Source organism: Devosia oryziradicis (assembly GCF_016698645.1).
GTDB classification, from domain to species: domain Bacteria; phylum Pseudomonadota; class Alphaproteobacteria; order Rhizobiales; family Devosiaceae; genus Devosia; species Devosia oryziradicis.
On the sequence record NZ_CP068047.1, the window covers coordinates 2,172,574 to 2,196,755 of the forward strand.

Sequence of the window (24,182 nt, forward strand, 5' to 3'; positions counted from 1 at the left end):
ACGACCATCTCCAAACAATAGCGGCCACCCGAGGGTGGCCGCGCTGTTGCGAGTGTCCGTAAGCTCTATTCCGGCTGCTGGTCCTTGCCGGTGTAGACTTCCTCGACCCAGTATTGGTCGCGGCGGTCGAAGCCGTTGAACGGGGTCAGGGACGCCTGGGTATAGGCGCCCATCAGGCCGAATTCGATCCAGTCGTCTTCATCGATATCGGCGGGCAGGGTGAACACCTGTGGCAGCACGTCATAGCTGTCGCAAGTGGGTCCCCAGATGGTGAATTCGGAGAATTCCTGGTTGTTGTCGTGCACACGGGGGCCGCGCCAGACGCGGACCGGCGGGGTGAAGTGCATGAACTTGACTTCCATGAGGCTGCCATAGGCGCCGTCATTGACATAAACCGACTGGCCGCCGCGCTGATGCTTGACGCGCAGCAGCAGCGAGGTGGACGAAGTCACCAGGGCTCGGCCGGGCTCGATGATCAGTTCGGGCTTGTTCTTGTCGCCGAAATGGTCCGACACGGCCGTAGCAATGGTCTCGAAATAGTAGTCCATCGGCGGCGCCTCGCTGGTCGGGTAGGGGGCCGGATAGCCGCCACCGATATTGAGGCGCTTCAATTCGATGCCCGCTTCTTCGACGATGCGCGCGGCGGCGGCGATGTGGCGCTCATAGGCGTAGGCATCCTCGCACTGGCTGCCCACATGGAAGCAGAGGCTCGGCGTGAAGCCCATGGCCTCGACGGCGCTGACGATTTCGGCCGCACCTTGTTCCATGACGCCGAACTTGATGCCGAAGTCATAGGACTTGAGCGCCTTGCCGGCCTTGAAGCGGGTCGTTACCTCCACGTCGCGGCTGGGCGACACCACGGCGGCAAGCTGGTCGAGCTGCTGCGGATGGTCGATAGTGAAGCTGCGGACACCGAACTCTTCGTAGGCGCGTTCGATCTCGCGCTTGTTCTTGATGGGGTTGTTATAGTGCATCACCGCGCCGGGGGCGTGGTCGCGCACCAGTTCCATCTCGGTATTGGAGGCAACGTCGAAGGCCTTGAGTCCCTCGCGGTGCAGTTGGGCGATGATGTGCGGGGACGGGTTGCACTTGACGGCATAGGTCAGCAGCCCGTCAAAGCCCTTCCGGAAGACCTTGGTAGCCTTGTGAAGCTCGCGCTCGGAGAACAGGAATGCCGGAAAGTCCGGCTCTTCCGCCGCTATCAGGGCGGAGGTGTTCGGATAGACGTGCTTCGGCTCGGTGGTCATCGACGACTGGCCTTTCGGGGCTAAGAATGCGGAAAAGAAGCGCTGCATATAGGGCCATGCAACCCCTCGCGCAAACGATTATTTGACGGCTAATTGCGACGGCTGCGTGACGCCATTTTCGCGCCAGAATCCGGGCGTTTGCCTCTCGTCCGCGCGTGGACCGGTTTCGGCATTCAACGCGCCAGACGGAGGTAGGTTCGATGTCGATGCGCACACTGGTTCTGGCAGGTGTCGCTGTTGCTGCCCTGGCTATTGGCGGCACGTTGGCGTTCTCGCCATGGAATGGGCCTAGCCAGGCGCAGGTCGCCGTGGCGGTTGCCCCTCCGCAGCCCGCGCCCCGCGTCGTTCCCCGGAGCGACGAGCAGGTCAAGCTCAGCTTCGCTCCGGTGGTCAAGGCCGTGTCGCCCTCGGTGGTCAACGTCTATGCCACCCGGATCGAGCAGGCGCAGGCCTCGCCTTTTGCCAATGATCCGTTCTTCTCGCGCTTCTTCGGCCAGGGCCAGTTGCAAACCCGGCCCCGGGAGTCCAGGTCGCTGGGTTCCGGTGTCATTGTCGATGCCGGCGGCGTGATCCTCACCAATCGCCACGTCATCGAGGGCGCCACCGATGTCCGTATCGCCCTTTCCGACGGTCGCGAGTTCGCCGTCGATATCGTCATTGAGGATGCGCAGACCGACCTGGCCGTGCTGCGTGTCCGCGATCCCGGCAGCACCAACTTCCCCGCCATCACGTTCTCGGACTCCGACGCCCTGCAGGTGGGTGATCTCGTCCTTGCCATCGGCAACCCCTTCGGCGTGGGACAGACCGTTACCTCTGGCATCGTTTCGGCTTTGGCGCGCACAGGGGTCGAGAGCTCGGACTACGAGTTCTTCATCCAGACGGACGCCGCCATCAACCCCGGCAATTCCGGCGGCGCCCTGGTCGATCTCGATGGCAGGCTGGTCGGCATCAACACCGCCATCTATTCGCAGACCGGTGGCTCGGTCGGTATCGGTTTCGCCATCCCGGCCAATATGGCGCGCCTCGTCGCCGATGCTGGCGTCAAGGGCGGGGAGATCATCCGGCCTTGGTTCGGCGCAAAGATGCAGGCGGTCAATTCCGATATCGCCGCGAGCCTGGGCATGGCGGCTCCGCATGGTGCGCTCATCACCGAGGTGGCGCCCGATGGCCCGGCCGCCCGGGCTGGCTTTGCATCCGGCGACGTGATCCTGGCGGTCGACGGCACTGCCGTGAATGACCCCAGCGCCTTCAATTTCCGCCTTGCCACCAAGCCGATCGGGGAAACCACGGTGCTGTCCCGGCAGCGCTCGGGCGTTACCGAAGATGTCAGCCTTCAAGTCGAGGCTGCACCGGCGGTTGGCGACGATGCTGTCGCGTCCATATCGGGCAATTCGCGCTTTGCCGGCACCAGTGTGCGCCAGATCGATGCTGCACTGGCCGAAGCCAAGGGACTGCCTTACGACGCCAAGGGCGTCATCGTTACCGCCGTCGAGCCGGGCTCACCGGCCGACCAGATGGGCCTGCGTGTCGACGACGTCATCCTGTCGCTGAACGACAAGCCGATGGACACGGCAAGGGCCTTCGCCGACACGGCGTCCAACCGCGTGCGGACATGGCAAATCATCCTGCAGCGGGACGGGCGGGTGACGCGCAGCATCGTCAGCGGCTAGGGCGGCGGCCCGTTCAGCCTGCGTACATCCACACGCCCTACATGTGGGTGATCGGGAACTGCATCTGCGGAGACACCTCATGAGACGGATCGCCATCATCATCGCCCTTGCCGGCGTCGCGCAGCCAGCCATGGCCGAGGACGCAACTGTCTACGTCAATGCGGATGGCGAGATTAGGTCGGTCGCCTTGGATGCTCCGCAATATCTGCGCTATGAGTTCCAGGCGGTTCAGTGCGTGACCGCGCCATGCCCGAACTACTTCGTGCTCGCCGCCGATACCCCCACGGCGGATGGCGTCGTCGTCTGGAGCGACGAAATCCCCCCTGAGATTGTTGCCTCAAGAGAAATCCTTGCGGCGATGGAAAACCTCGCCGACGGACCTATGTGCTGGGTTATCCGTGGTGACCTGATCATGGAGGAAGAGGGCACGACGCTGCGCATCGACGAGCTGGTGGACAGCTGCTACTGACCTATTCGGCCGCTACCGTGACCGGCGGCAGTTCCATCACGGCCAATTCCTGGATGGATGTCTGCCGCCAAGTAGTCAGCCTCTCCAGGAACTGCGTTGCACCGTCCTCGCCATAGCCGCGACGACTGATGGCGAACAGAGTGACGCCCGCGCCATCCGCGGTGGGCGAGTAACGGTAGGCATTCCATTCGACGATGATTTGGCCGCTACTGGTATCGCTGAGCAGGAAATCGAGGATGAGTTCGCCGGTCGCCTCGTTGGAGATCATGTCGTAGTTGACCACCGGGTCGCCGCCCGCCTTGCGCTCGTCCAACCCTGCGATCATGGTCGCCGCGGCGCTTTCCGGATCCTGTCCTTCGGTCAGCAGGTCCACCATGAACATCTCGTCATAGGATTCCACGACCTGTCCTGCCGGCACGTATTCCTGCTTGTAGTAAGTCGGCGCCGGGTGGCTGGTCCAGGCGAGCTCGAACTTGGTGCCCTCAAAGATAATGGGGCCAGGGATGCCGAGACGTTCCACTTTCTCCTGTGCCATGACGGGCGCGATGAGTCCAAGGGCGATAGCGGCGGCGGCGGCGAAGCGAAACATCGACATGAAGGCATCCTGACAGGTTTCGCTCTGACTAGAGCCTAGTTTGCTGACGCTGTCGATTACCGCTAGAACGCTCTCATGTCCGACCTCTTCGCCGCCGATCCCGCCGACAACGATACTGCCCGCCCGCTGGCGGATCAGTTGCGCCCGCGTTCGCTGGACGAGGTGATCGGCCAGCCGCACCTGCTGGGGCCCGATGGCACCCTGCGGCGGATGATTGCCAGTGGCCGGCTGGGCTCGCTGATCCTGTGGGGCCCGCCAGGCACGGGCAAGACCACCGTGGCGCGGCTGCTGGCCGACCAGATCGGGTACACGTTCGAGCAGATTTCGGCGGTGTTTTCCGGCGTGGCCGACCTCAAGAAGGTGTTCGAGAAGGCCCGCTTCCAGCGGTTGTCGGGTCATCGGACGCTGCTGTTTGTCGACGAAATCCATCGCTTCAATCGCGCGCAGCAGGACGGCTTCCTGCCGGTGATGGAAGATGGCACCGTGGTGCTGGTTGGCGCCACCACCGAGAACCCTTCCTTCGAGCTCAACGCGGCTCTGCTGTCGCGCAGCCAGGTGCTGCGCTTCGAGTCCCTTGGCCTCGACGACCTCGAAAAGCTCGTCCAGCGGGCCGAGGCACTGACCGGCGCGGCACTGCCACTCGCGCCCGAGGCGCGACAGACGCTGCTGACGCTGGCCGATGGCGACGGGCGCGCGCTGCTTGGCCTTGTCGAGGAAGTGCTGGCTTCAGCCAAGGCGGGTGAAGTGCTCGACGCGGCGGGGCTCCTCACCGTGGTGCAGCGCCGGGCCCCGATTTATGACAAGGCGCAGGACGGGCACTACAACCTGATCTCGGCTTTGCACAAGACGATCCGCGGTTCCGACCCAGACGCCGCCCTCTATTATTTCGCCCGCATGCTGGTAGCTGGGGAGGATCCCCTGTTTCTTGCGCGCCGGCTGATCCGCATGGCCTCCGAGGATATTGGCGAGGCCGATCCGCAGGCGCTGCCCATGGCCGTCGCGGCGCGCGATGCCTATCAGATGCTCGGCTCGCCAGAGGGCGAACTGGCGCTGGCCCAGGTCGTGGTGCATCTGGCCTTGGCGCCCAAGTCAAACGCCGTCTACACCGCTTTCAAGGCTGCCATGAGCGTAGCGAGGGAAACCGGTTCGCCGATGCCGCCCATGGTGATCCTCAACGCCCCGACCAAATTGATGAAGGGCTCGGGCTATGGCGAGGGTTACATCTATGACCACGATACGCCGGAAGCGTTTTCCGGGCAGGAGTACTTTCCCGAAAAGATCGGTCGGAAGAAATTCTACCATCCGGTCGAGCGCGGTTTCGAGCGGGACCTGAGAAAGCGCATCGACTATTTCGAACGGCTGCGGGCAGCCAAGCGAGACGAGGCAGAAGGCTAGATGTATCCCTTCTTTCTCGTCGGCCTGGGTGGCGCGCTGGGCGCCATGGCACGTTTCGGCGTGGGGCAGATAATCGGCCGTTTGTGGCCGATGTCGTTCCCGCTCGCCACGCTGCTGATCAACCTCGTCGGCTCGCTCGCCATGGGTCTGTTCGTCGGGCTGATGGCCCGCTGGCTCCCAACCTGGCAAAGCGATGCACGGTTGTTCGTCGCCGTGGGCATCCTGGGCGGCTTCACGACCTTCTCGACCTTCTCGCTGGATACGATCGTGTTGATCGAGCGCGGCGAAGTGGTTGCGGCTGGCGCCTATGTGCTGTTGTCGGTTGTGCTCTGCCTCATAGGGCTTTATCTCGGGCTTTTGGTGACCCGAGGCGTGGCATGAGTGGCGTTCAACAGCGGCAAGTGGAAAGCGATGAAGACGGCATGCGTCTGGATCGCTGGTTTGCGACCCATTTCCCCCAGCTCGGCTTCGGGCGCCTGCAAAAGCTGATCCGCAACGGCGAGGTCAAAGTCGACAAGGCCAAGGTGACCACCAGCACCCGTCTGGTCGGTGGGCAGACCGTGCGCATTCCCCCCATCGACGACCCCGACGTGGTGCGCCCGCCCAAGGTCAGTGAGGCGGATGCCCAGTTCCTGCGGGAGCTGATCCTCTACGAAGACGACGACATCTATGTCTTCAACAAGCCGCATGGTCTTGCGGTGCAAGGGGGCAGCGGCACCAAGCGCCATATCGACGGGATGCTCAAGAGCCTGCCCAACAAAAAGGGCGAGCCGCCACGCCTGGTTCACCGGCTGGACCGGGATACGTCGGGCTGTCTGGTCGTCGCCAAGACCAAGGCAGCAGCGAGCCACTTTGGCACGGTGTTCCGCTCACGCTCGGCGCGCAAGATCTATTGGGCCATCGTCGCCGGCAATCCGCATCCGCAGCAGGGTGAAATCTCGTGCTTCCTCGCGCGCCAGAGCACCGAAGATGGCGAGCAGATGGTGGTGGTCAAGAACGGCACGCCCGGCGCGCAGCATTCGATGAGCTACTATTCGACCACCGACACCGCCAGCCGGCGCTTTGCCTGGGTGACGCTCAAGCCCGTGACCGGCCGCACCCACCAGTTGCGCGTGCATATGGCGCAGCTGGGCACGCCGATCATCGGCGACCCGCGCTATTTCAACATCGAGAACTGGCAGGGCGCGCCGGGCCTCAGCGAAGGCCTGCACCTGCATGCCCGCCGCATCGCCATTCCGCTGCGCAACGGTAAGCGCCTCGACATTTCCGCGCCCTTGCCACCGCATATACGGCAGAGCTTCGAGGCCCTGGGCTTCGATCCCGATCGCTACGATGTCAGCGGCGATCCGGAGGACGGGGCGTGAGCCTGGTCGTCTTCGACATGGATGGCACGCTGATCGACAGCGGCGCCGAGATCACCGCGCGCGTGCTCAAGGCCTTTGCTTCGGTAGGCCTACCGGCGCCGTCGCGCGAGACCATTCGCGCCAATGTCGGACTGTCGCTGCCGATCTACCTCAGCGCGGTGTCCGGCAGTGATGACCCCGAGGTGATCTCGGCACTGTTCGACGCGTATCGGGCGGCCGCCGCCGCCTCGCCGCCCGGCCAGATGCCGATGTTCGATGGTGCACGCGGCTTGCTGGAGCGACTGAAAACTCGGCCCGATACCCAATTGGCGATTGCAACCGGGAAGGGACGGGCGGGCCTCGACAAGACGCTGACGCAGAATGACATGACGTCCTATTTCGCCAGCCTTCAAACGCCGGACACCAACCCGTCCAAGCCGCATCCGGGCATGCTGCATTCGGCCATGGCGGCCTGCGGTGCACTGCCGCATAATACGTTGATGATAGGCGATGCCGTCTTCGACATCGAAATGGCCAAGGCCGCCAGCGTGCGGTCTATCGGTGTCGCCTGGGGCCTGCAGCCGGTCGAGGACCTGGCGGCAGCGGGAGCCACGGCCACCGTTACCCGCTTCGAGGATCTCTACGACCTCATCGATGCCCTGCTGGAGGACAAAGCCCATGCGTGATCAGCTCGAGGAAGCCCACCAGCATCGCGATGACGGCTATGGCAGGGCCCAGCATCTCAATAGGGTCGAACTGCCCAAGCGCTTCTACAAGGACGTGGCCGCGGGGCCGGTCGATGGCGGGTTCGTGGTAACGCTCGACGGCAGGCCGGTGCGGACACCGGGCAAGAAGCTGGCTGTTGTCGTCCCGGCTGCGCCTATCGCCACCGCCATGGCGGCCGAGTGGGCCGCGCAGGGCGAGTTCATCGACCCCTCGACCATGCCCATGGTGCGGCTGATCAACTCTGCAGTCGAAAGCGGCGAGGAGATGATTCCGGCTTTTCGCGAAGAGGTGGTGAAGTTCGCCAGCAGCGACCTCCTGCTCTATCGCGCCGAGAGTCCGCAGGAACTGGTTTCCGAGCAGGAGCTGGCCTGGGACAGCGCGCTTACCACTCTTGCAGGCCATTTTGGCGTCACCTTCCAGCCCACGATGGGCATCATGCACCAGTCCCAGCCCAAGGCGACGCTTGATCGGCTGGCTGATGCGCTGTCGGGAGAGAATCTGTTCGTTCTGACGGCGCTGGTCTCGATCACTGGACTAACTGGATCAGGACTTCTCGCCATGGGCTTGTGGCACAAGCTGTTTTCGCCCGACCGCGTGTGGAAGGCGGCGCATGTCGACGAGGATTACCAGATCGGTCAGTGGGGCGAGGACGAGGAAGCCGCAGAGCGTCGCGCCAAGCGTCGGGCCGAGTTCGATACAGCTGTCTCGGTGCTGAACGCGCTGCGCGCCTAACGCGGCTTGGCCGCGCACATGACGACCCAATCGGCCACATCCTTAGCGATCTGTCGCAACGGATCGAGCACGAAGTCGCGCTCGTGTGCATAGGGATGGGGCAGGGTCAGCCTGGCGGTTTTGATCTCGAACCGATCATAGGCGATCATGTCGATATCGATCAGGCGCGGGCCCCAGACCTCGGTGCGTACCCTGCCCATCGCCAATTCGATGGCGAGCAAAACATCAAGCAATTCAATGGGCTTGAGCGTGGTTTCGATGCCGATGGCGATGTTGGCGAAGTCGGGCTGATCAGTCTTGCCCCAAGGCTTGGTAGCGAAGATGCCGGACTGGGCGATGACCGTGATTGCCGGATGGTCGCCTATGCGCCGCACCGCTTCGGCAAGCTGCGTCGGCGGGTCTCCCAGATTGGCGCCAAGACTTAGCCAGGCCTTTGACGTCATTGGGCTTTCCGCTGCCGATGCAGTTCCACGCCGGCCTCACCCTGCACCATGGCAATGGGCGCCTCCGGCTTGCGGATGCGAATGATGACCCACTCTACCCGTTGAAATTTGTCGAAGATCTCGTCGACGATGTTCTGCGCCACGGCCTCGATCAATTTCATGCGCCGAGAGTCGAAGGCGGTTTTCACCACGTCGTAGATGTCGGCATAGGAAATGCCGGTGCTGAGGCGGTCGGTGGTAGCAGTGGCGGAGAGGTCGGCGCCAAGTTCCAGGTCGACGAAGAATCGCTGGCCCAGCTTGGCCTCTTCGGCAAATACGCCGTGGTAGCCATAAAAGCCGAGGTCTTTCAAAATGATACGGTCGCCCGTGAAATTCTGACCCACTTCCACTCTCCTCCCTAACGGTCCTCGGGCAGACCATACAGGGTCGCCTGGGCGACGCGAAGAGCGTCGCGGTTGGCTTTGACGTCGTGGACGCGGAAGACGTGGCCGCCATTGATGTAACCAATGATGGTTGTTGCGATGGTTCCGGCGAGGCGTTCGGCGGGCTGGTTGTCGAGCAGCTTGCCGATCATGGACTTGCGCGACGTGCCGACAAGAATAGGGCAAGCATGCCGGGAGATTGCTTGCCCAATGCCGGCGAGTTGCTGCAGGACTTGGTAGTTTTCGGCGAGTGATTTGCCAAAGCCGAAGCCGGGATCGAGGATGAGGCGGTCGCGACCTAGCCCAGCCCGTTCGGCCAGCGCGACGCTGGCCTGGAAATAGCGGACCATATCATCGAGCAAGGGAGTGCGGTGGTCGCGGTCTTTCTGCCAGTGCATGGCGATGACCGGAACCTGGTGCAGGGCGGCGACCTCGGCCATTTCGGGCGCGCCTTGCAGCCCATGAACGTCGTTGATGATGGAAGCGCCGGCCTGGATGGCCTGGTCGGCAACCAGGGGCTTGTAGGTGTCGATGGAAAGGGGCACCTCGATGCCAGCGGCGATCAGGGCGTCGATGACCGGCATGACGCGATCGAGTTCTTCCTGCACTCCCACCGGTTGCGATCCGGGTCGCGTGCTTTCGCCGCCCACGTCGATGATGGCGGCACCTTCGGCAATCATCTGCCGGGCATGAGCGAGGGCGCTGTCGACAAGATTGTGCTGGCCACCATCGGAGAAACTGTCGGGCGTGACGTTGAGAATTCCCATGACCAGCGGCGTTTGGCCAAAGGTCAACGGCGCGCGACCGGGCAGGGGAATGGTGTGCTGGGTGTGCATGGTGGCACGACCTCATGGTTCGGCAGGCTCACCAAGAGGTCTACCGATTGTGCGGAGCGGCGCAAGCCATGACGGAGGTTGTGCTGGCTAGAACGGCCACACCAGCATGAGCATCGGGACGCCAACCAGCACGACAAGCAGCGACAAGGGCGCGCCGAGCCTCCAATAGTCGCCGAATTTGTAGCCGCCTGGCCCCATCACGAGGGTGTTGCATTGGTGGCCGATCGGCGTGAGGAAATCGCAGCCGGCGCCGATGGCCACGGCAAGGAGGAAAGCCTCGGGGGCGTAGCCGAGATCGGTAGCAAAGGTGGCAGCGATGGGCGCCATGACCAGCACGGTCGCGGCATTGTTGAGAAACGGCGTCACCGCCATGGCGGCTACCATGATGAGTGCGAGGGCACCCCAACCGGGCATGGTGGCGGCAGTGGCCGACAGCCAGTTGGCGATCAGGTCGGTGCCGCCCGAGCTGCGCAGCGAATCCGAGACTGGGATCAGGCAGGCCAGCATGATGAGGATCGGCGCGTCGAGCGCCGAGTAGACGTCCCGCAGCGGGATGGAGCGGCTGATCACCATGGCGGCGGCGGCGGCAAAGAAGGCGGAGGCGACCGGCACCACGCCGAAGGCCGTGGCGCCCATTGCAACCAGCAAGATGGCCAGTGGCACCAGGCCGTTGCGCACGCTGCCCAGCCGCAGGCCACGCTCGACCAGCGGCAGGCAGTCCCACTCGCGCAGCAGTTCGGGCAGGCGGTTCATGTGCCCCTGCAGCAGGATGACGTCGCCATTCTGGAAGCGAATCTGACCCAGCCGCTCGGTGAAGCGCTGATCGCGCCGGCTGACCGCCAGCAGGTTGAGGCCCGTCCGGTCGAACAGGGTGAGTTCCCGCGCCGTGGCGCCAATCAGCGCCGAACTTTCGCCGATGACCGCCTCGATGGTACCCATATCGGCGGCGTCCTTGGTTGCGGCGCCACGCCGTTCGGAAAAGACCAGGCCCGATTGGCTCACCATATTGTCCAGCGCGTCCGCTGCGCCCTCGATCACCAGGATATCGCCAAGCCGCAGCTTCATGTCGGGCAGGGGTGTCCGCCGCTGGCCGGACGCGCCAAGAATGCGGATGACCATGGCACGGCCATCGGCATTGCGCTGGATGTCTGCCACCGTCTTGCCGATGGCAGGAGAATCCTCCGCGACGCGCGCCTCGGTGGTGTAGTTCTTGATCTCGATGGCACTATCCATGCCGGTCTCCTGCCGCTGGCGCTCAGGCAGCAGCCGGTAGCAGAGGCCGAGGAAGACGACGCCCACCACCGAAAGGGCCAGGCCGGTGGGCGTGTAGTCGAACATGGCGAAGGCCTGCCCCGTCATTTCCTCGCGGATGCGGGACACGATGATGTTGGGGGAGGTGCCGATCTGGGTCATCAGCCCGCCCAGCAGCGATCCGAACGACATGGGCATCAGGAAGAGCGACGGCGAAACGCCCGACCTGCGTGCCATCTGGAAGGCGATGGGCATCATGATCGCCAAGGCGCCGATATTCTTGACGAAGGCGCTCAGCACCGTGACCGTTATCACCAGCAGGATGAGCTGGGCGCGGGGTGAACTGACACCTGGCGCGAACCTGCGGACTGCCGCTTCCATGATGCCGGAATAGGAAACTGCGGCGCTGACTACCAAGGCGCTGCCGACGATGATCACGATATCGTCGGAGAAGCCGGTGAAGGCTTCGGCGGGCGGGACGATTCCCAGTGCGATGGCTGCGATCAGGGCCCCGACGGCGACGACGTCGTAACGCCATCGTCCCCAGATGAAGGCCAGCATCATGAGACCGATTGTCAGGAAGACGAAGATTTGAGGCAGGGTCATCGAGGTTCCACGCTTGGCGCCACGCAACACAACGCAGAACGGGTCGTATCGGCAAGTGCCAAAATCGCGTCTTTGTCGTTATGGGTATGGAACCAAAGCAAAATCGCGCCGAACGGCGGAGGAGACCGAATGAAGCAGCTTTTCACCACGCTGGGGCCGCGCTCCAAGGGCGATCTGGGTATGATCCTTCCGCACGAACATGTCTTTGTCGACCTGCGTACACCGGACCAGCCTGGCTATGCCCAGGCCGAGGCCGCAGATGTGGTGGCGCTGATGGCGCCGCAGATCGAGGCGATCAAGGCGCAGGGAATCACGGCGCTGGTGGAATGCTCGACCGGCGGCGTGGGCCTGCGGGTGGACCTCGACCTAGCCGTATCCCAGGCCACAGGTTTCCCTATCGTGGTGCCGACGGGCAATTACCGTGAGCCGTGGATTCCGGACTGGGTGAGCAAGGCTGACGAAGCCGAGCTCGAGGCGGCATTCTTGCACGACTTGACCGTGGGGGTCGGCGATACCGGGGTCAAGGCGGCCTGGATCAAGGTCAGCGCGGGAGATGATGGGATTACGCCGATTGAAGCTCGCATCCTGCGGGCCGCGGCGCGCGCGGCCAGGGCCACGGGCGCGGTAATCGGCTCCCACACAATCAAGGGGCGGGTGGTGATGGACCAGCTCGATATCATCGAGGGCGAAGGATATTCGGCCAGCCGGTTCATCTCGATTCACACGCAGGCCGAGCCGGACTTCGAAATGCACAGGGCTGTCGCGGCGCGGGGGGCCTGGATCGAATACGACAATCTGGGCTGGGTGCCGGACGAGGAGAGCGTGCCGTTGATCCTGAGGGCGTTGGAGGCAGGCCTCGAAAGGCAATTGCTGCTCAGCCACGATATGGGTTGGTTCGATCCAGCCAAGCCCGGCGGCGGTGAGCCGCGGCCCTACACGCATCTGGTGGCGAGCATATTGCCCCAGCTGCGAGCGGCGGGTGTCGAAGAGCGTGTCATTCGGCAACTGACCGAGATCAATCCGTTCGAGGCTTTTGCGCGCTAGTGCGGCCAGGCAAGGTCTAAGCAAGAAAATTCCAGTGGAGCGGGCTTCTTCGGAATGTCCAGCGCGCGCAGGCCGTTGGCTGGCCCTGGGCGGCCTGATACATCGGCGTGCGATGTCCTCGGTCTTTCCCTTCATCAAACGTTTCGTGCCTGGCCTGGCTCCGGTCAGCCTGGGCGAGCGGCTGCGGGCGTCCATTGGCGCGCTGATCGGCATTCTGGTTACCGGAGCGGTGGCCGGGCTGGCGCTGGGTGGGTCATCAGATGTGCCGCTGCTGATCGCGCCCATGGGTGCCTCGGCAGTGCTGCTATTTGCCGTGCCGACGAGCCCACTGGCGCAGCCGTGGTCCATCATCGGCGGCAATACGATCGCGGCGCTGATCGGGGTGACCTGTGCACGCTATATCGGCGACCCGATGCTGGCCGCCGCGTTGGCGGCGGGGTTGGCCATTGCGGTCATGATGGCGCTGCGGTGCCTGCATCCGCCCAGCGGGGCCGTCGCATTGACCGCGGTGCTGGGCGGCCCGGCGATCCAGGCGGCGGGCTACGGATTCGTGGTCTGGCCCGTGCTAGTCAATTCGGTGCTGCTGCTGGTTGCGGCGCTGCTGTTCAACAACCTCACGGGCCGACGCTATCCGCACCTGGCGCCGGTGCCCGGCAATCCACACAAGACGGCCGATCCGCTGCCGAGCGGGCGATTGGGCGTGACGGCCGAAGATATCGGGGCCGTTCTGGCGCAGTATGACATCGTGCTGCCGGTGGCTACCGACGATCTCGAGGACATCCTGCATCGCGCCGAGGTTCGCGCCTATGATCGGCGCTCGGGCGGAGTGACCTGTGCCGATATCATGAGCCGCGATGTGCAGTCGGTGGGGCCCAAGACCAGCCTGCGCGAGGCCCTGCGGCACCTGCGCGAGCATCACATCAAGGCACTGCCAGTCGTTGACCTGGACAACAGGGTAATCGGCATCCTGACGCAGACCGATCTGCTCGACAAAGCGGACTGGGGCATGTCGGCCACGGGCTCCGGTCTTGGCTGGCGGCTACGCTCGATCAGCAATTCGGACCGCCGGCTCAAGGGGCAGGTGGAGGATATCATGAGCGCGCCCGTCAAGGCGGCACGGCCAGACACCCACATCGCCCAGATCGTGCCGTTCATGGCCGATGCCGGGCTGCACCACCTGCCGGTCGTGGACGAGGCAGGGCACCTGGTGGGCATGGTGACCCAATCGGACGTGATGGCGGCGATGTTCGCGGTGGCGGCGAAGTCCGAGCTCTAGGCGGCGCAGAAAGAAAAGGGCGCCGTTGGTGCGGCGCCCTCTCAGTCAGATTCCAGAAAATCCATCAAGCTGCTGATTTTGCAGCGTTTACCGGTTCAGCAAAGAGGTCGTATTCGTCGCTTGAAGTGACCAGCACGTCGAGCATGTCGCCCGGCTTGATCCCCGATGCATTGGCGATGATCACCTGGCCGTCGATCTCGGGCGCGTCCCACTTGGAGCGGGCGATCGCCTTGTTGGCCTCCGGCTGCACGTCGTCGACCAGCACCTGGATGGTACGGCCGACCTTCTTGGCGAGCTGCCCGGTGGAGACGTTCTGGGCCACTTCCATGAGGCGCTCCCAACGGTCCTGCATCACGTCGTCTGGGACGATGCCTTCGAGTTCGTTGGCCGGAGCGCCGGTGACGGGCTCGTACTTGAAGCAGCCGGCGCGGTCGATCTCGGCTTCCTCGATGAAGTCGAGCATCATCTCGAAATCTTCTTCGGTCTCGCCGGGGAAGCCGACGATGAAGTTGGAGCGCACAGTCAGGTCAGGGACCTGGCGCTTCCAGTCGAGAATGCGATTCAGCGTCTTTTCCTGGTGTGCGGGGCGGCGCATGGCCTTGAGCACCTTGGGCGAGGCGTGCTGGAAGGGAATGTCGAGATAGGGCAGGACCAGGCCCTCGGCCATCAGCTCCATCACCTGGTCGACATGGGGGTAGGGATAGACGTAGTGCAGGCGGACCCAGGCGCCGAGTTGGCCCAGTTCCTTGGCCAGGTCGTAGAACTTCGCCTTGACCGGACGGCCGCGATACATGGACTCGGCAAATTTGATATCGACGCCATAGGCCGACGTGTCCTGGCTGATGACCAGCAGTTCCTTGACGCCGGAGCGGATCAGGCCTTCGGCCTCGCCAAGAATGCCGGCGGCCGGGCGCGAGGCCAGGTCGCCGCGGATCTGCGGGATGATGCAGAACGAGCAGCGGTTGTTGCAGCCCTCGGAAATCTTGAGATAGGCGTAATGGCGCGGCGTCAGCTTGAGGCCGGTTTCGGGCACCAAGTCGACGAACTTGTTCGGCACGGGCGGCAGGTGCTCGTGCACGGCGCTAACGACGTTTTCGTACTGATGCGGGCCGGAAATCGCGAGCACTGACGGATGGGTCTGGCGGATAAGCTCTTCTTCGACGCCCAGGCAGCCGGTCACGATCACGCGGCCGTTTTCATTGAGGGCTTCGCCAATGGCCTCGAGCGATTCCTGCTTGGCGGAATCGAGGAAGCCGCAGGTGTTGACGAGCACGATGTCGGCGCCGGCATAGTCGCGGCTGAACGAATAGCCCTGCGAGCGCAGGGTCGACATGATGCGCTCGCTGTCGACGAGGGCTTTGGGGCAGCCGAGGCTGACGAGGCCAATTTTTGGCGCTTGGCTCATGAGAGCGGGAATTCCAATGTTGGATGACGGTGCTCGAGGTTTCCGTCAGGTCGGCCTGCAAACGGCGCTTTCCTGCGCTTCCGGTGCTCACGTACCAAACGTACGCTGCGCGCCGGTTCTCGGAAAACACCGTTTTCGGCGCACCCTGACGAAAACCTCAGCGCACCTTTGTTGGCGGCGTCATACAGAAAGTTTGACGGTTACGCAATGTTACTGCCTCCCGCATAGCGCGGGTCAGGTGTGCGAGAGCGGGCCGAGATCGCGTTTGTGGCGAAGGCGGGGCGCGCGGAGGCGCGATTTTGCGAACAGTGTGTGCGCAAGTGAACGGTTTTGCGTCTCAATGGATTGTCCTAGGTCAGATCGCCCGGTGCCCGGCTGAAGCGGCGCCGCGTCTCAAGCCCAAGGAGCACACATGTTCAATCGTCTCTCCGCCTATGCGCCGCAGGCCCTTGCCGTGCTGCGCATCGTCACCGCGCTGCTGTTCATTGAGCATGGCACGCAAAAGCTGTTCGGCTTCCCGGTTCCCGCGGATGGCGCTACCGAAGGCCTGATGCTGGTTGCCGGCATACTCGAGGTCGTGGGCGGCCTGCTGGTCCTCATCGGGTTCTTCACCCGCCCGGTTTCATTCGTCCTGTGCGGCATGATGGCCGTCGCCTACTGGATGGTTCATGCGCCGATGGGCGTCTGGCCGGTCGCCAATTTCGGCGATGCGGCAATCCTGTTCTGCTTCATCTTTGGCTACCTGGTCTTTGCCGGTCCGGGTGCCTGGAGCGTCAACAAGCAGTAATCTTGACCCCAAAATCGAAAGGGCCGGCGAATGCGCTTCGGCGGCCCTTTTGTTTGGTTCAGGTCACGGACTTGGGGGGTGGCGTGCGCTTGGCGGTGCGGCGAGGAGCCTTGAAGACTTCCCCGGATGCAGTGGCGGGGCTGCGTGGCGCATCGGTTACCGGCGGCACATAGGGCGCTGGTTCGGTCGCGGGCGTGATGTATTCGTCGGCCTCGGCATAGTCGAGGTCGTCGCCTTCCTCGGCCAGGTCCCTGATGGCCTCGCGCACTTCGTCGAGCAACGAGGCGGAGTAGCGCGAGCGGTTGACCGTCTCGCCGCTTTGTTCATGCGCCTTGAACCACACCAGCAGGGCCTCGCAGACGATGCGCAGCCCGATCAGCGACAAGAGGCCGAAGACGAGGATTTCGAGCAGGCCCCAAAGGCCGGTGCCAAAGCCGAAGCCGAAGCTCCAGAACAGGTGGCTCACCGCCCACAGCAGGATGCCGGCCAGACCCAGCGCGTAGAGGATGGGCACCAGGCGGGGCGAGAGGATTGCGTCGAGCCGGAACAGGGTCTGGCGGGTGAACAGGCGCTTCAGGTCGTCCAGGGTCATCGCGTCCTCCGAGGCTCGATTCGATAGTTACGCAACTTGGCTATGCGCACCAGAGCTGACAAGGCCTTCCTCCGATGCAGAAACCGTAGGGCCGAAGCGGCCCTCGAAGGCGCGGCGGAGCACGGAATCGACCTCCGGCATGGAAACGAGCTGTCCCAAATCCTCGAAGCTGGTGACACCCTGATCGGTGATGCCGCAGGGGACGATGCCGTCGTAGTGGCCGAGATCGGGCATGACGTTGAGCGAAATGCCATGGAATGTCACCCACTTGGAGACGCGCACGCCGATGGCGGCGATCTTGTCTTCCTTCAGCGGGCCCTTGTCGGGGCGCTTGACCCAGACGCCGATGCGGCCATCGCGGCGTGCGCCGGAAATGTTGTGGGCTGCCAGCGTGTCGATGACCCAGCCTTCAAGCCCTCTGACCAGGCAACGGATATCGCGGCCGCGCTGGGTCAGGTCAAGCATGACATAGGCCACCCGCTGCCCGGGGCCATGATAGGTATACTGGCCCCCACGCCCGGCGTCGTAGACCGGGAATCGATCCGAGAGCAGGTCCTGCGGCAGGGCGGAGGTGCCGGCCGTATAGAGCGGTGGGTGTTCGAGCAGCCAGATTGCCTCGGGAGCCTCGCCCGCTGCAATCGCCGCCGCGCGGGTGCGCATGGCTTCGAGCGCGAATGGGTAGGGCACGGGATCGGCTGAAATGATCCATTCCACCGGACGGGCATCGGCACGTATCAGTTTGTTACTGGTTTCGCACGCATCACCGTCCAAAGTTAACGCTTCCATAACCATGCTTGCCAGAGAGTTACCGTTGAAAGATTCAGCGGCCGCATCCTGTCGGCCGGGTCGAGGTTCGCTATCTATCTATGAACACTCTAGACAATATTGAAGTGGACATCACGGTCGAGCTGGGTGCCACCACCATGCCGATCCACCATTTGCTGCGCATGGGCCGCGGCGCGGTAATCGAGCTGGATGCCAACGAGAACGATCCGCTCAACATCTATGCCAACAATACCATGATCGCCCATGGCGAAGTGAGCGTCGAGGACGGGCACCTGCGGGTGCTGATTACCGAGAAGGTGTTCCGGAGGGGCTAGGGGCGTCCGGGGGGGTCGGCGTCGAGGCCTCTCTACAGCCTTTCGCAAATCTCGATTTAAGCGCTTGAGGTTGCGGTAGACCTTTGCTACATCCCCACTCGCTTCGCCTCCGGGCGTGGCTCTACCAAAGCGTGCGGTCGTGGCGGAATTGGTAGACGCGCAGCGTTGAGGTCGCTGTGTCGCAAGACGTGGAAGTTCGAGTCTTCTCGACCGCACCATTCATCTTCTGGATGAGACAGAAAAGGCCGTCCCTCGGGACGGCCTTTTGTCTTAGGTGGCGGGTGGTGCCGCCGGGTCGGCAGGGGCAGCCGGATCGGCCGGGGCGCTGTCGGCGGGCGGGGCCGCACTGTTATCGGGGGTGCTGCCACCGCAGGCGGCCAAGGCGAGCGTCAGGGCGATGGCCAGCGGCGCAAGCAGGATTCGGGACATGGGATCTCCTTTGGATCGAACCATTGATTGATCTTGGTCTTCAAACACCTGTGAACTAAGAGCCCCAATGGGGCAAAGATAGGGCTGCCGCTCTCGCTCAGAAGCGCGCCTCGGTTTCAGCCATGAGATCCTCAAGCGCGGTGGAATCAGGCTCATAGCCACCGGTGGCCGCGTTCCAGCTGAAGGTGGCAGATGCCGCACGCGTCCCGGCGGTGACGCCGGGCAAATCGCATTCAGCAGTTTCCAGGCTGGTCGTTTCCGTGACCGTGACGGTGAACGGTGCCCAGCGATCAGTTCCGGCGGCCGGTACCGGCGCCAGGGCGGGGATCTGTTCGCGCTCGAGGCCGCAATAGCTTTCGTTCAGCGTGAAGATCGATGCCAGCTCGACGAGCTTGCCATCCAGCATCGCCAGCACGGACGTGTTGCGGTAGCCCTGGCTGGAGTTGAAGTGACTGCTGGAAACCACCAGAGCATCGTCGCCGGTCCCCAGGGGTAGCAGGGCTGCTTCGTCGAAGCTGGTATGCTGGTCGCTTGCCACGTCGGCGATGTCGACCGGCGCCTCGGGATGGGCGGGATCGAAGATGGCCAGGACCGAAGCGCCGAGGGCGCCGGTTGTTTCGGCGTCGGCATCCAGCAGCAGCGCGACCAGTTCGGCGCCGCCGCTGGTGAATGCCACGGCGCTGGCACTGTAGAAGGACAGGGGAAGGTGGCTGACCGGCGGGTCTTCGGCAAAGACGAGGTTACGCACGGCCATGGCGAGGGTACCGCCGTAGAGACCGTCCGATGCTTCCAGATCGGGCGCAATGGCGCGCGCGAGATCGAGATAGGTCACGCCTGTTGCGCCGGGCACATTGTCGGTCAGGTCGATGCTCGTGCTCTGGGCAAAGGCCGGCATTGCCAGCGCGAGCAGCAAGGGCAGGGCGATGGTAATACGCATGAGTTCAGTCAGGGTCCGGTATTGCCGTCGGTCGCTGTGCGGCGAGTTGCTTGGGAGCCTTGAAGCGCCAGGCGTCTTCGAGACGCAACGATAGTTCCTCATCGGAGATGACTGCCAGCTGAATGAGCACGGCGGCATGGCCGACATAGTGGTCGGTCTCGAAGTAGATGTCGGGCGAAATCTCCATCAACAGCGTCTTCTGCTCGGGCGGGCAGCGCATCACCAGGGTATCGGCGTCCTTGAGCCGCACGAAGGACTGGTCACGCACCTGGAGCGCGGGCGTACCAAGCTTGGTGGTTCGCTTCACCTCGGGCAGGCCGCGCGCGGCCGCCAGTTGTTCAATGCGGCTGAATATCTGGTCGAGATCGGTCGCCATCTTGTGTGCCTAATCAACGCAAATCCCGTTTGCAGTCTGGCGCATCCCGACCCGATTGGCTACAGCTGAACCGCCCCCGAAACCCCGGACACACAAAGGGCTCCCGATGAGCACAGATCCCGAGACAGTGCCCGGCGAAGACGCCGGGATCGACGTCAACGCGCTACGCGACGCAGAAGACCGGATCAGTCCGCTCTGGCTGGAGCGGCTGCGTGCCTATCTGGCTGCGGGCAGGGATGACGATGTCGCCACCGTCATGGGGCCGCTGCATGCGGCCGACGTGGGTGACGTTCTCGAATCGCTCGATGCCGAGGAGCGGCTGCACCTGGTTCAGCTGCTCGGGGATCGCTTCGACTATTCGGCGCTGACCGAAGTCGACGAGTCGGTTCGCGTCGAGCTGATGGACGAGCTGCCCAATGCCGCGATCGCCCGCGGCGTCGCCGGCCTGGACAATGACGACGCCGTGGCAATCCTGGAGGACCTGGAGCAGGAGGACCGCGACGAGGTCCTGGCCAAGCTGCCGACCTTCGAGCGGCTCAGCCTCAAGCGAAGCCTCGACTTTCCCGAGGATTCCGCCGGGCGGCGGATGCAGACCGATTTCATTGCCATTCCGCCTTTCTGGACGGTGGGGCAGACCATCGATTACCTGCGGCGCGAGCCGGACCTGCCCGACGAATTCTTCCAGATCTATGTGGTCGATGCGTCATACCAGGTGCTCGGCACGATCGCGCTGGACAAGTTTCTTCGCGCGGCGCGGGCGACCTCGATCGAAGCGTTGATGAACACCAATTTCGTGCTGGTCGACGCCAATGAGGACCAGGAGGAAGCGGCCCGCGACTTCGAGCGCTATGACCTTGTCGAAGTCGGCGTGGTGGATGAAAGCAAGCGGCTGGTGGGCGTGCTGACCATCGACGACATCGTCGACGTCATTCACGAGGAAGCCGACGAGGACATCAAGCTGCTCGCCGGCGTGGGCGACGAGGATATTTCCGATTCCACGGTCGATACGGTGCGCAGCCGCGTGCCGTGGCTGGTGATCAACCTGATCACGGCAGTGGCGGTCTCCTTCGTCATCGGGCTCTTCGGCGCAACCATCGACCAGATGGTGGCCCTGGCGGTGCTGATGCCCATCGTTGCCTCGATGGGCGGCAATGCCGGTACGCAGACCATGACGGTGACCGTGCGTGCCCTGGCGATGCGCGAACTGGATGGGCGCCGCCTGCGCCGGCTGATCACACGCGAAATGGTGGTTGGCTGCGCCAATGGCGTGATCTTTGCCATCCTGATTGGCGTGGTGACCTGGCTGCGTTTCAACGACGTCCAGCTTGGCATCGTCATTGCCCTCGCCATGGTCATCAACCTTATCGTTGCCGGCACGGCAGGTATTCTCATTCCGTTGATGCTGGACAAGTTCAAGGCCGATCCGGCCATCGCATCGGCCGTGTTTGTGACCACCGTCACCGACATGGTGGGTTTCTTTGCGTTCCTGGGCATCGCGGGGCTGTGGTTCGGGCTGTTCTAGGCCGGTAAAATGCGAGCTTCCGTGGTGACCTGACGTTAGGGCTGGGCGATCACGCTGTTGTGGACTGTGGCAACTTCGCCGCTTGCAAAGCATTTATGACGCGGTTAACGATTTGCTACCGGGTGCGGCAGGTGGGGTACACCGCTCGGGCCCGGAGTGAACGGCTGACAAGGAGCGATCATGCGAAGTCAACCGAAGACCACCGCCACGATGTGGCGAGCAGCGACCTGGACCTTGGTCTGCCTGCTCTCAATGGGACTGGTTTTCTCCGTCGTTGCTGGCGTTTAGTTTGAAACGCTAGAGTTCTTCACTAACAGCAATTCGGAAGGGCGCCCGGGCCACTGGGGCGCCCTTCTTCTTTCCCGGGAGATACAGCTTGAAGATTCTGATCGGTAACCGGAACTATTCCTCATGGTCTCTGCGACCCTGGCTGGTCCTCAAGCACTTCGACATTCCGTTCGAGGACGAAGTGCTGCAACTGCAAGGCGAGGGCTTTCGTGACGTGCTGCCGCAGCGCTCGCCTAGCGGAAGAGTACCGGTATTGCAGGACGGGGATCTGGTCGTCGTCGAGACCATCGCCATCATCGAATATCTTGCCGATCGCTTCCCCGACAAAGCCATCTGGCCGGCAGATATTGGCCAGCGCGCCCTGGCACGAGCTGCGGCGGCCGAGATGCATTCCGGGTTCCAGGCGCTGCGCAACCACGCGCCCATGAACCTGCGCGCATCCCATCCGGGCAAGGTTAATATCGACGCGGTAGCCAAGGACCTGCACCGGCTCGAAACTCTATGGGGAGACTTGCTGCGGCGGTCAGGCGGCCCCTTCCTGTTCGGGGCTTTCACGGCTGCCGACGCAATGTACGCCCCGGTGGCGACACGGATACGCACCTATGAACTGCCGGTATCGGACCTGGCCGCCGGCTATGTCGACGCGATCTACGCATTGCCCGCCTTCCAGGATTGGTTGACCCAGGCGCGGCATGAACCCTGGATCGTTGACGATGACGAGATTGATGTGATCCAGGGCCGCGTCAAGCCGGGGACGCTTGCATGATCCATATGATCAAGCTCTGCGTCGGCGTGGCGACCCTGCAGGAGCTCGAAGACTATCGCGACGAGCGGGCCCACTGGTGGGACGCCGATTACGGCGAGGACGTACATGTCCACCGCACCCGCATGATGCCCAAGCGCGCGGCGGAGATGGAAGGGGTGTCATCGATCTACTGGGTGATATCGGGGCAGGTGGTGTGCCGCCAGCCCATCCTGCGGCTCGCCAGGTTCACCAATGCCGAAGGCATCGACTATTGCGATATCATAATGGCGCCCGACATGGTGCGCACTGTGCCCTATCCCAAGCGACCCTTCCAGGGCTGGCGCTACCTGCGCCCGGAGGATGCGCCGCCCGATCTTGGTGCAAACGAGAATGCGGAGTCGCTGGCACTGGCGGCGGACCTGGCCAAGCTAGGACTGATCTAGGCCGCCGACCGGGTGAGTGAGGCGCAAGGTGCTGCCACTTGCCGGGCATGCCCACGGCACTCATATTGTGGCGATGGGAAACAAGGATCCAATTGCCCGAACCACCGGCGGCGTGCCGCGGCAAGGCAAGGTCAGCGCCGATGTGGCTGCTTTCGTCAGCAAGGTCGCGGCCGTGGCGCGACCCGATGCAGCGCAGGATGGACGGCTGCTCTTTGCGCTCGATGCCACCATGAGCCGGCAGCCGACCTGGGACCTGGCCTGTTCGCTGCAGGCGGAAATGTTCAAGGCGATTCCCAAGGAGGCGGCGCTCCAGGTTCAACTGCTCTATTTCCGCGGCTTCGGTGAGTGCCGGGCTTCGAAATGGGTGGCCGATGCCTCTGATCTGGCACGGCTGATGACTGGCATCGACTGCCGGGGCGGCAATACCCAGATCGGCAAAGTCTTCGCCCATGCACGGACTGAACATGGCAAGCGGCGCATCAATGCCGTGGTCTATGTGGGCGATGCGATCGAAGAAAGTGTCGACGAACTGGCCGAGAAAGCGGGGCAATTGGGGCTGTTCAATTGCCCGATATTCCTGTTCCAGGAAGGTCGGGACAGTCGCGTCGAGGCCGCATTCCGGGACTTCGCGCGGTTGACCGAGGGCGCCTATGCCCGGTTCGATGCCTACGCGCCACAGGAACTGGCAGCCTTGCTCAGAGCCGTTGCCGCTTATGCCAGTGGTGGGCGAGACCTGCTGAAAGTTCAAGGTAGCGGGCCGGCGCAGGCGCTCCTGGCGCAATTGCCGCGATGACCTATGTTTTTGTCGCGGGGTTGGCCCTGCTGGCCGCGCTGGCATCCTACCAGTGGTTCCGCCGCCTAAATCCGAGCCGGCTACGGCGCAGCCTGCGGTGGATCGCGGGTGGCGCGGCTGCAGTGGTTGCCGGCTTGCTGCTTCTCGTGCGGCGCTATGACATTGCGCTCTTTGCCGGAGCCGCTGCCATCTCGATCCTGCGCTCGGGTCGGCTGGGTCCATTTTCGTTCGACAGCATCGGGCCGGCGCAGGGCAATGTGTCGCGCATCCGGAGCCGGTATTTCGCCATGGAGCTCGACCACGATACAGGGGCGGTGGTGGGGAAGGTGCTGGCGGGGCAGTTTGCCGGTGCCGACCTGATGGATCTGGGTGAAATGGACACACGGCTGCTCATTGCCGAAGTCGACGGCGATACCGACAGCATGAGCCTTCTCGAAAGCTGGCTGGATGCCAACCGCCGCGGCTGGCGCGAATATTTCGCCGAAACTGCAGACGAGCAGCAGCAGCCACAAGAGGGCTCGGATGCCGAGGCCTATGCCATACTCGGCCTGCAGCCGGGTGCCAGCGAGGCGGATATCCGCGCTGCCCATCACGAGCTGCTGAAAAGCGTTCATCCTGACCGCGGTGGCTCGAGCTACCTGGCAGCCAAGATCAATGCGGCACGCGACCGGCTGCTGCGGTCCTGACAAGCACCGGGTGTTAAGCCCCTG

Annotated in this window: 28 protein-coding genes and 1 tRNA gene; 17 read left to right on the forward strand and 12 right to left on the reverse strand. The window is 63.5% G+C overall.

Annotated elements, in window-relative coordinates; all coding sequences use genetic code 11:
* Positions 1–65: 65 nt before the first annotated feature.
* Positions 66–1,247 (reverse strand): type III PLP-dependent enzyme domain-containing protein, encoded by a 1,182-nt coding sequence (locus JI749_RS10895; RefSeq protein ID WP_201653422.1) that lies wholly within the window; start codon positions 1,245–1,247, stop codon positions 66–68.
* 200 nt (positions 1,248–1,447) lie between these two features.
* On the opposite strand from JI749_RS10895, the gene JI749_RS10900 reads away from it, so the two are divergent.
* Together JI749_RS10900 and JI749_RS10905 are read left to right on the forward strand one after the other, a co-directional pair.
* Complete coding sequence (locus tag JI749_RS10900) at positions 1,448–2,917, forward strand: Do family serine endopeptidase (RefSeq protein WP_325166738.1); 1,470 nt, start codon at positions 1,448–1,450, stop codon at positions 2,915–2,917.
* 79 nt (positions 2,918–2,996) lie between these two features.
* On the forward strand, positions 2,997–3,386 hold the full coding sequence (locus JI749_RS10905; protein WP_201653425.1) for a hypothetical protein: 390 nt from the start codon (positions 2,997–2,999) through the stop codon (positions 3,384–3,386).
* Between the two features lies 1 nt (position 3,387).
* On the opposite strand, the gene JI749_RS10910 is transcribed toward JI749_RS10905, so the two are convergent.
* On the reverse strand, positions 3,388–3,981 hold the full coding sequence (locus JI749_RS10910) for a hypothetical protein (protein ID WP_201653428.1): 594 nt from the start codon (positions 3,979–3,981) through the stop codon (positions 3,388–3,390).
* Between the two features lie 75 nt (positions 3,982–4,056).
* On the opposite strand from JI749_RS10910, the gene JI749_RS10915 reads away from it, so the two are divergent.
* From JI749_RS10915 to JI749_RS10935, 5 genes are read left to right on the forward strand one after another with little or no spacing between them, the layout of a single operon-like run.
* Positions 4,057–5,376, forward strand: a complete 1,320-nt coding sequence (locus JI749_RS10915; RefSeq protein ID WP_201653431.1) for a replication-associated recombination protein A — start codon at positions 4,057–4,059, stop codon at positions 5,374–5,376.
* The gene (crcB, locus tag JI749_RS10920; protein WP_201653434.1) at positions 5,377–5,757 is read left to right on the forward strand and encodes a fluoride efflux transporter CrcB; all 381 of its coding nucleotides are present in this window, start codon (positions 5,377–5,379) and stop codon (positions 5,755–5,757) included.
* Positions 5,754–6,740: an RluA family pseudouridine synthase gene (locus JI749_RS10925; RefSeq protein ID WP_201653437.1), complete on the forward strand. Its 987-nt coding sequence runs from the start codon at positions 5,754–5,756 to the stop codon at positions 6,738–6,740. Before crcB ends, JI749_RS10925 begins: the two co-directional genes overlap by 4 nt.
* Positions 6,737–7,405, forward strand: coding sequence for an HAD family hydrolase (locus JI749_RS10930; RefSeq protein WP_201653440.1), 669 nt, complete (start codon positions 6,737–6,739; stop codon positions 7,403–7,405). Before JI749_RS10925 ends, JI749_RS10930 begins: the two co-directional genes overlap by 4 nt.
* Entirely contained in the window at positions 7,398–8,177 is a 780-nt protein-coding gene (locus JI749_RS10935; RefSeq protein ID WP_201653443.1) for an ATP12 family chaperone protein, read from the forward strand. The genes JI749_RS10930 and JI749_RS10935 overlap by 8 nt, the downstream gene beginning before the upstream one ends.
* Here the strand turns inward: JI749_RS10935 and folK are convergent.
* The 4 genes from folK to JI749_RS10955 form a co-directional block, all read right to left on the reverse strand.
* On the reverse strand, positions 8,174–8,620 hold the full coding sequence (gene folK / locus JI749_RS10940) for a 2-amino-4-hydroxy-6-hydroxymethyldihydropteridine diphosphokinase (protein ID WP_201653446.1): 447 nt from the start codon (positions 8,618–8,620) through the stop codon (positions 8,174–8,176). The two genes, JI749_RS10935 and folK, sit on opposite strands and share 4 nt — an antisense overlap.
* A complete protein-coding gene (gene folB / locus JI749_RS10945) occupies positions 8,617–9,003 on the reverse strand; it encodes a dihydroneopterin aldolase (RefSeq protein ID WP_201653449.1) in 387 nt (128 codons plus the stop codon). The genes folK and folB overlap by 4 nt, the downstream gene beginning before the upstream one ends.
* A gap of 14 nt (positions 9,004–9,017) precedes the next feature.
* Positions 9,018–9,878: a dihydropteroate synthase gene (gene folP / locus JI749_RS10950; protein ID WP_201653452.1), complete on the reverse strand. Its 861-nt coding sequence runs from the start codon at positions 9,876–9,878 to the stop codon at positions 9,018–9,020.
* Positions 9,879–9,965: 87 nt separating this feature from the next.
* The gene (locus JI749_RS10955; RefSeq protein WP_201653455.1) at positions 9,966–11,735 is read right to left on the reverse strand and encodes an SLC13 family permease; all 1,770 of its coding nucleotides are present in this window, start codon (positions 11,733–11,735) and stop codon (positions 9,966–9,968) included.
* Positions 11,736–11,864: 129 nt separating this feature from the next.
* Here JI749_RS10955 and JI749_RS10960 point away from each other — a divergent pair, with 129 nt between their 5' ends.
* Both JI749_RS10960 and JI749_RS10965 read left to right on the forward strand, forming a co-directional pair.
* On the forward strand, positions 11,865–12,779 hold the full coding sequence (locus JI749_RS10960) for a phosphotriesterase family protein (protein WP_201653458.1): 915 nt from the start codon (positions 11,865–11,867) through the stop codon (positions 12,777–12,779).
* 112 nt (positions 12,780–12,891) lie between these two features.
* On the forward strand, positions 12,892–14,055 hold the full coding sequence (locus JI749_RS10965; protein WP_201653461.1) for an HPP family protein: 1,164 nt from the start codon (positions 12,892–12,894) through the stop codon (positions 14,053–14,055).
* Positions 14,056–14,119: 64 nt separating this feature from the next.
* On the opposite strand, the gene rimO is transcribed toward JI749_RS10965, so the two are convergent.
* Positions 14,120–15,460 carry a 30S ribosomal protein S12 methylthiotransferase RimO gene (gene rimO / locus JI749_RS10970; RefSeq protein WP_201653464.1) on the reverse strand — a complete coding sequence of 447 codons (1,341 nt, stop codon included), beginning with the start codon at positions 15,458–15,460 and terminating at the stop codon, positions 14,120–14,122.
* A 412-nt stretch (positions 15,461–15,872) separates the two neighbouring features.
* Here rimO and JI749_RS10975 point away from each other — a divergent pair, with 412 nt between their 5' ends.
* Complete coding sequence (locus tag JI749_RS10975; RefSeq protein ID WP_201653467.1) at positions 15,873–16,247, forward strand: DoxX family protein; 375 nt, start codon at positions 15,873–15,875, stop codon at positions 16,245–16,247.
* A 58-nt stretch (positions 16,248–16,305) separates the two neighbouring features.
* Here JI749_RS10975 and JI749_RS10980 read toward each other — a convergent pair whose 3' ends face one another.
* Together JI749_RS10980 and lipB are read right to left on the reverse strand one after the other, a co-directional pair.
* Positions 16,306–16,839: a DUF4282 domain-containing protein gene (locus JI749_RS10980; protein WP_201653470.1), complete on the reverse strand. Its 534-nt coding sequence runs from the start codon at positions 16,837–16,839 to the stop codon at positions 16,306–16,308.
* Positions 16,840–16,866: 27 nt separating this feature from the next.
* Positions 16,867–17,625 carry a lipoyl(octanoyl) transferase LipB gene (gene lipB / locus JI749_RS10985; protein WP_233280732.1) on the reverse strand — a complete coding sequence of 253 codons (759 nt, stop codon included), beginning with the start codon at positions 17,623–17,625 and terminating at the stop codon, positions 16,867–16,869.
* An 80-nt stretch (positions 17,626–17,705) separates the two neighbouring features.
* On the opposite strand from lipB, the gene JI749_RS10990 reads away from it, so the two are divergent.
* On the forward strand, positions 17,706–17,939 hold the full coding sequence (locus tag JI749_RS10990; RefSeq protein WP_201653476.1) for a FliM/FliN family flagellar motor switch protein: 234 nt from the start codon (positions 17,706–17,708) through the stop codon (positions 17,937–17,939).
* A 133-nt stretch (positions 17,940–18,072) separates the two neighbouring features.
* Positions 18,073–18,157 (forward strand) — tRNA-Leu (locus JI749_RS10995).
* 52 nt (positions 18,158–18,209) lie between these two features.
* Here JI749_RS10995 and JI749_RS11000 read toward each other — a convergent pair.
* The 3 genes from JI749_RS11000 to JI749_RS11010 all read right to left on the reverse strand — a co-directional run bounded on the left by JI749_RS11000 (position 18,210) and on the right by JI749_RS11010 (position 19,681).
* Positions 18,210–18,368, reverse strand: a complete 159-nt coding sequence (locus tag JI749_RS11000) for a hypothetical protein (RefSeq protein ID WP_201653480.1) — start codon at positions 18,366–18,368, stop codon at positions 18,210–18,212.
* A 97-nt stretch (positions 18,369–18,465) separates the two neighbouring features.
* On the reverse strand, positions 18,466–19,305 hold the full coding sequence (locus tag JI749_RS11005) for a hypothetical protein (protein ID WP_201653483.1): 840 nt from the start codon (positions 19,303–19,305) through the stop codon (positions 18,466–18,468).
* A gap of 4 nt (positions 19,306–19,309) precedes the next feature.
* Complete coding sequence (locus JI749_RS11010; protein WP_201653486.1) at positions 19,310–19,681, reverse strand: MmcQ/YjbR family DNA-binding protein; 372 nt, start codon at positions 19,679–19,681, stop codon at positions 19,310–19,312.
* Between the two features lie 106 nt (positions 19,682–19,787).
* Here JI749_RS11010 and mgtE point away from each other — a divergent pair, with 106 nt between their 5' ends.
* The 5 genes from mgtE (at position 19,788) to JI749_RS11035 (ending at position 24,158) form a co-directional block, all read left to right on the forward strand.
* Positions 19,788–21,203: a magnesium transporter gene (mgtE, locus tag JI749_RS11015; RefSeq protein ID WP_201653489.1), complete on the forward strand. Its 1,416-nt coding sequence runs from the start codon at positions 19,788–19,790 to the stop codon at positions 21,201–21,203.
* Positions 21,204–21,579: 376 nt separating this feature from the next.
* Positions 21,580–22,257 (forward strand): glutathione S-transferase family protein, encoded by a 678-nt coding sequence (locus JI749_RS11020; protein ID WP_201653492.1) that lies wholly within the window; start codon positions 21,580–21,582, stop codon positions 22,255–22,257.
* Complete coding sequence (locus JI749_RS11025) at positions 22,254–22,679, forward strand: DUF1489 family protein (protein WP_233280733.1); 426 nt, start codon at positions 22,254–22,256, stop codon at positions 22,677–22,679. Before JI749_RS11020 ends, JI749_RS11025 begins: the two co-directional genes overlap by 4 nt.
* 73 nt (positions 22,680–22,752) lie before the next feature.
* The gene (locus tag JI749_RS11030) at positions 22,753–23,472 is read left to right on the forward strand and encodes a VWA domain-containing protein (protein WP_201662757.1); all 720 of its coding nucleotides are present in this window, start codon (positions 22,753–22,755) and stop codon (positions 23,470–23,472) included.
* Positions 23,469–24,158: a DnaJ domain-containing protein gene (locus tag JI749_RS11035; protein ID WP_201653495.1), complete on the forward strand. Its 690-nt coding sequence runs from the start codon at positions 23,469–23,471 to the stop codon at positions 24,156–24,158. Before JI749_RS11030 ends, JI749_RS11035 begins: the two co-directional genes overlap by 4 nt.
* Positions 24,159–24,182: the final 24 nt, after the last annotated feature.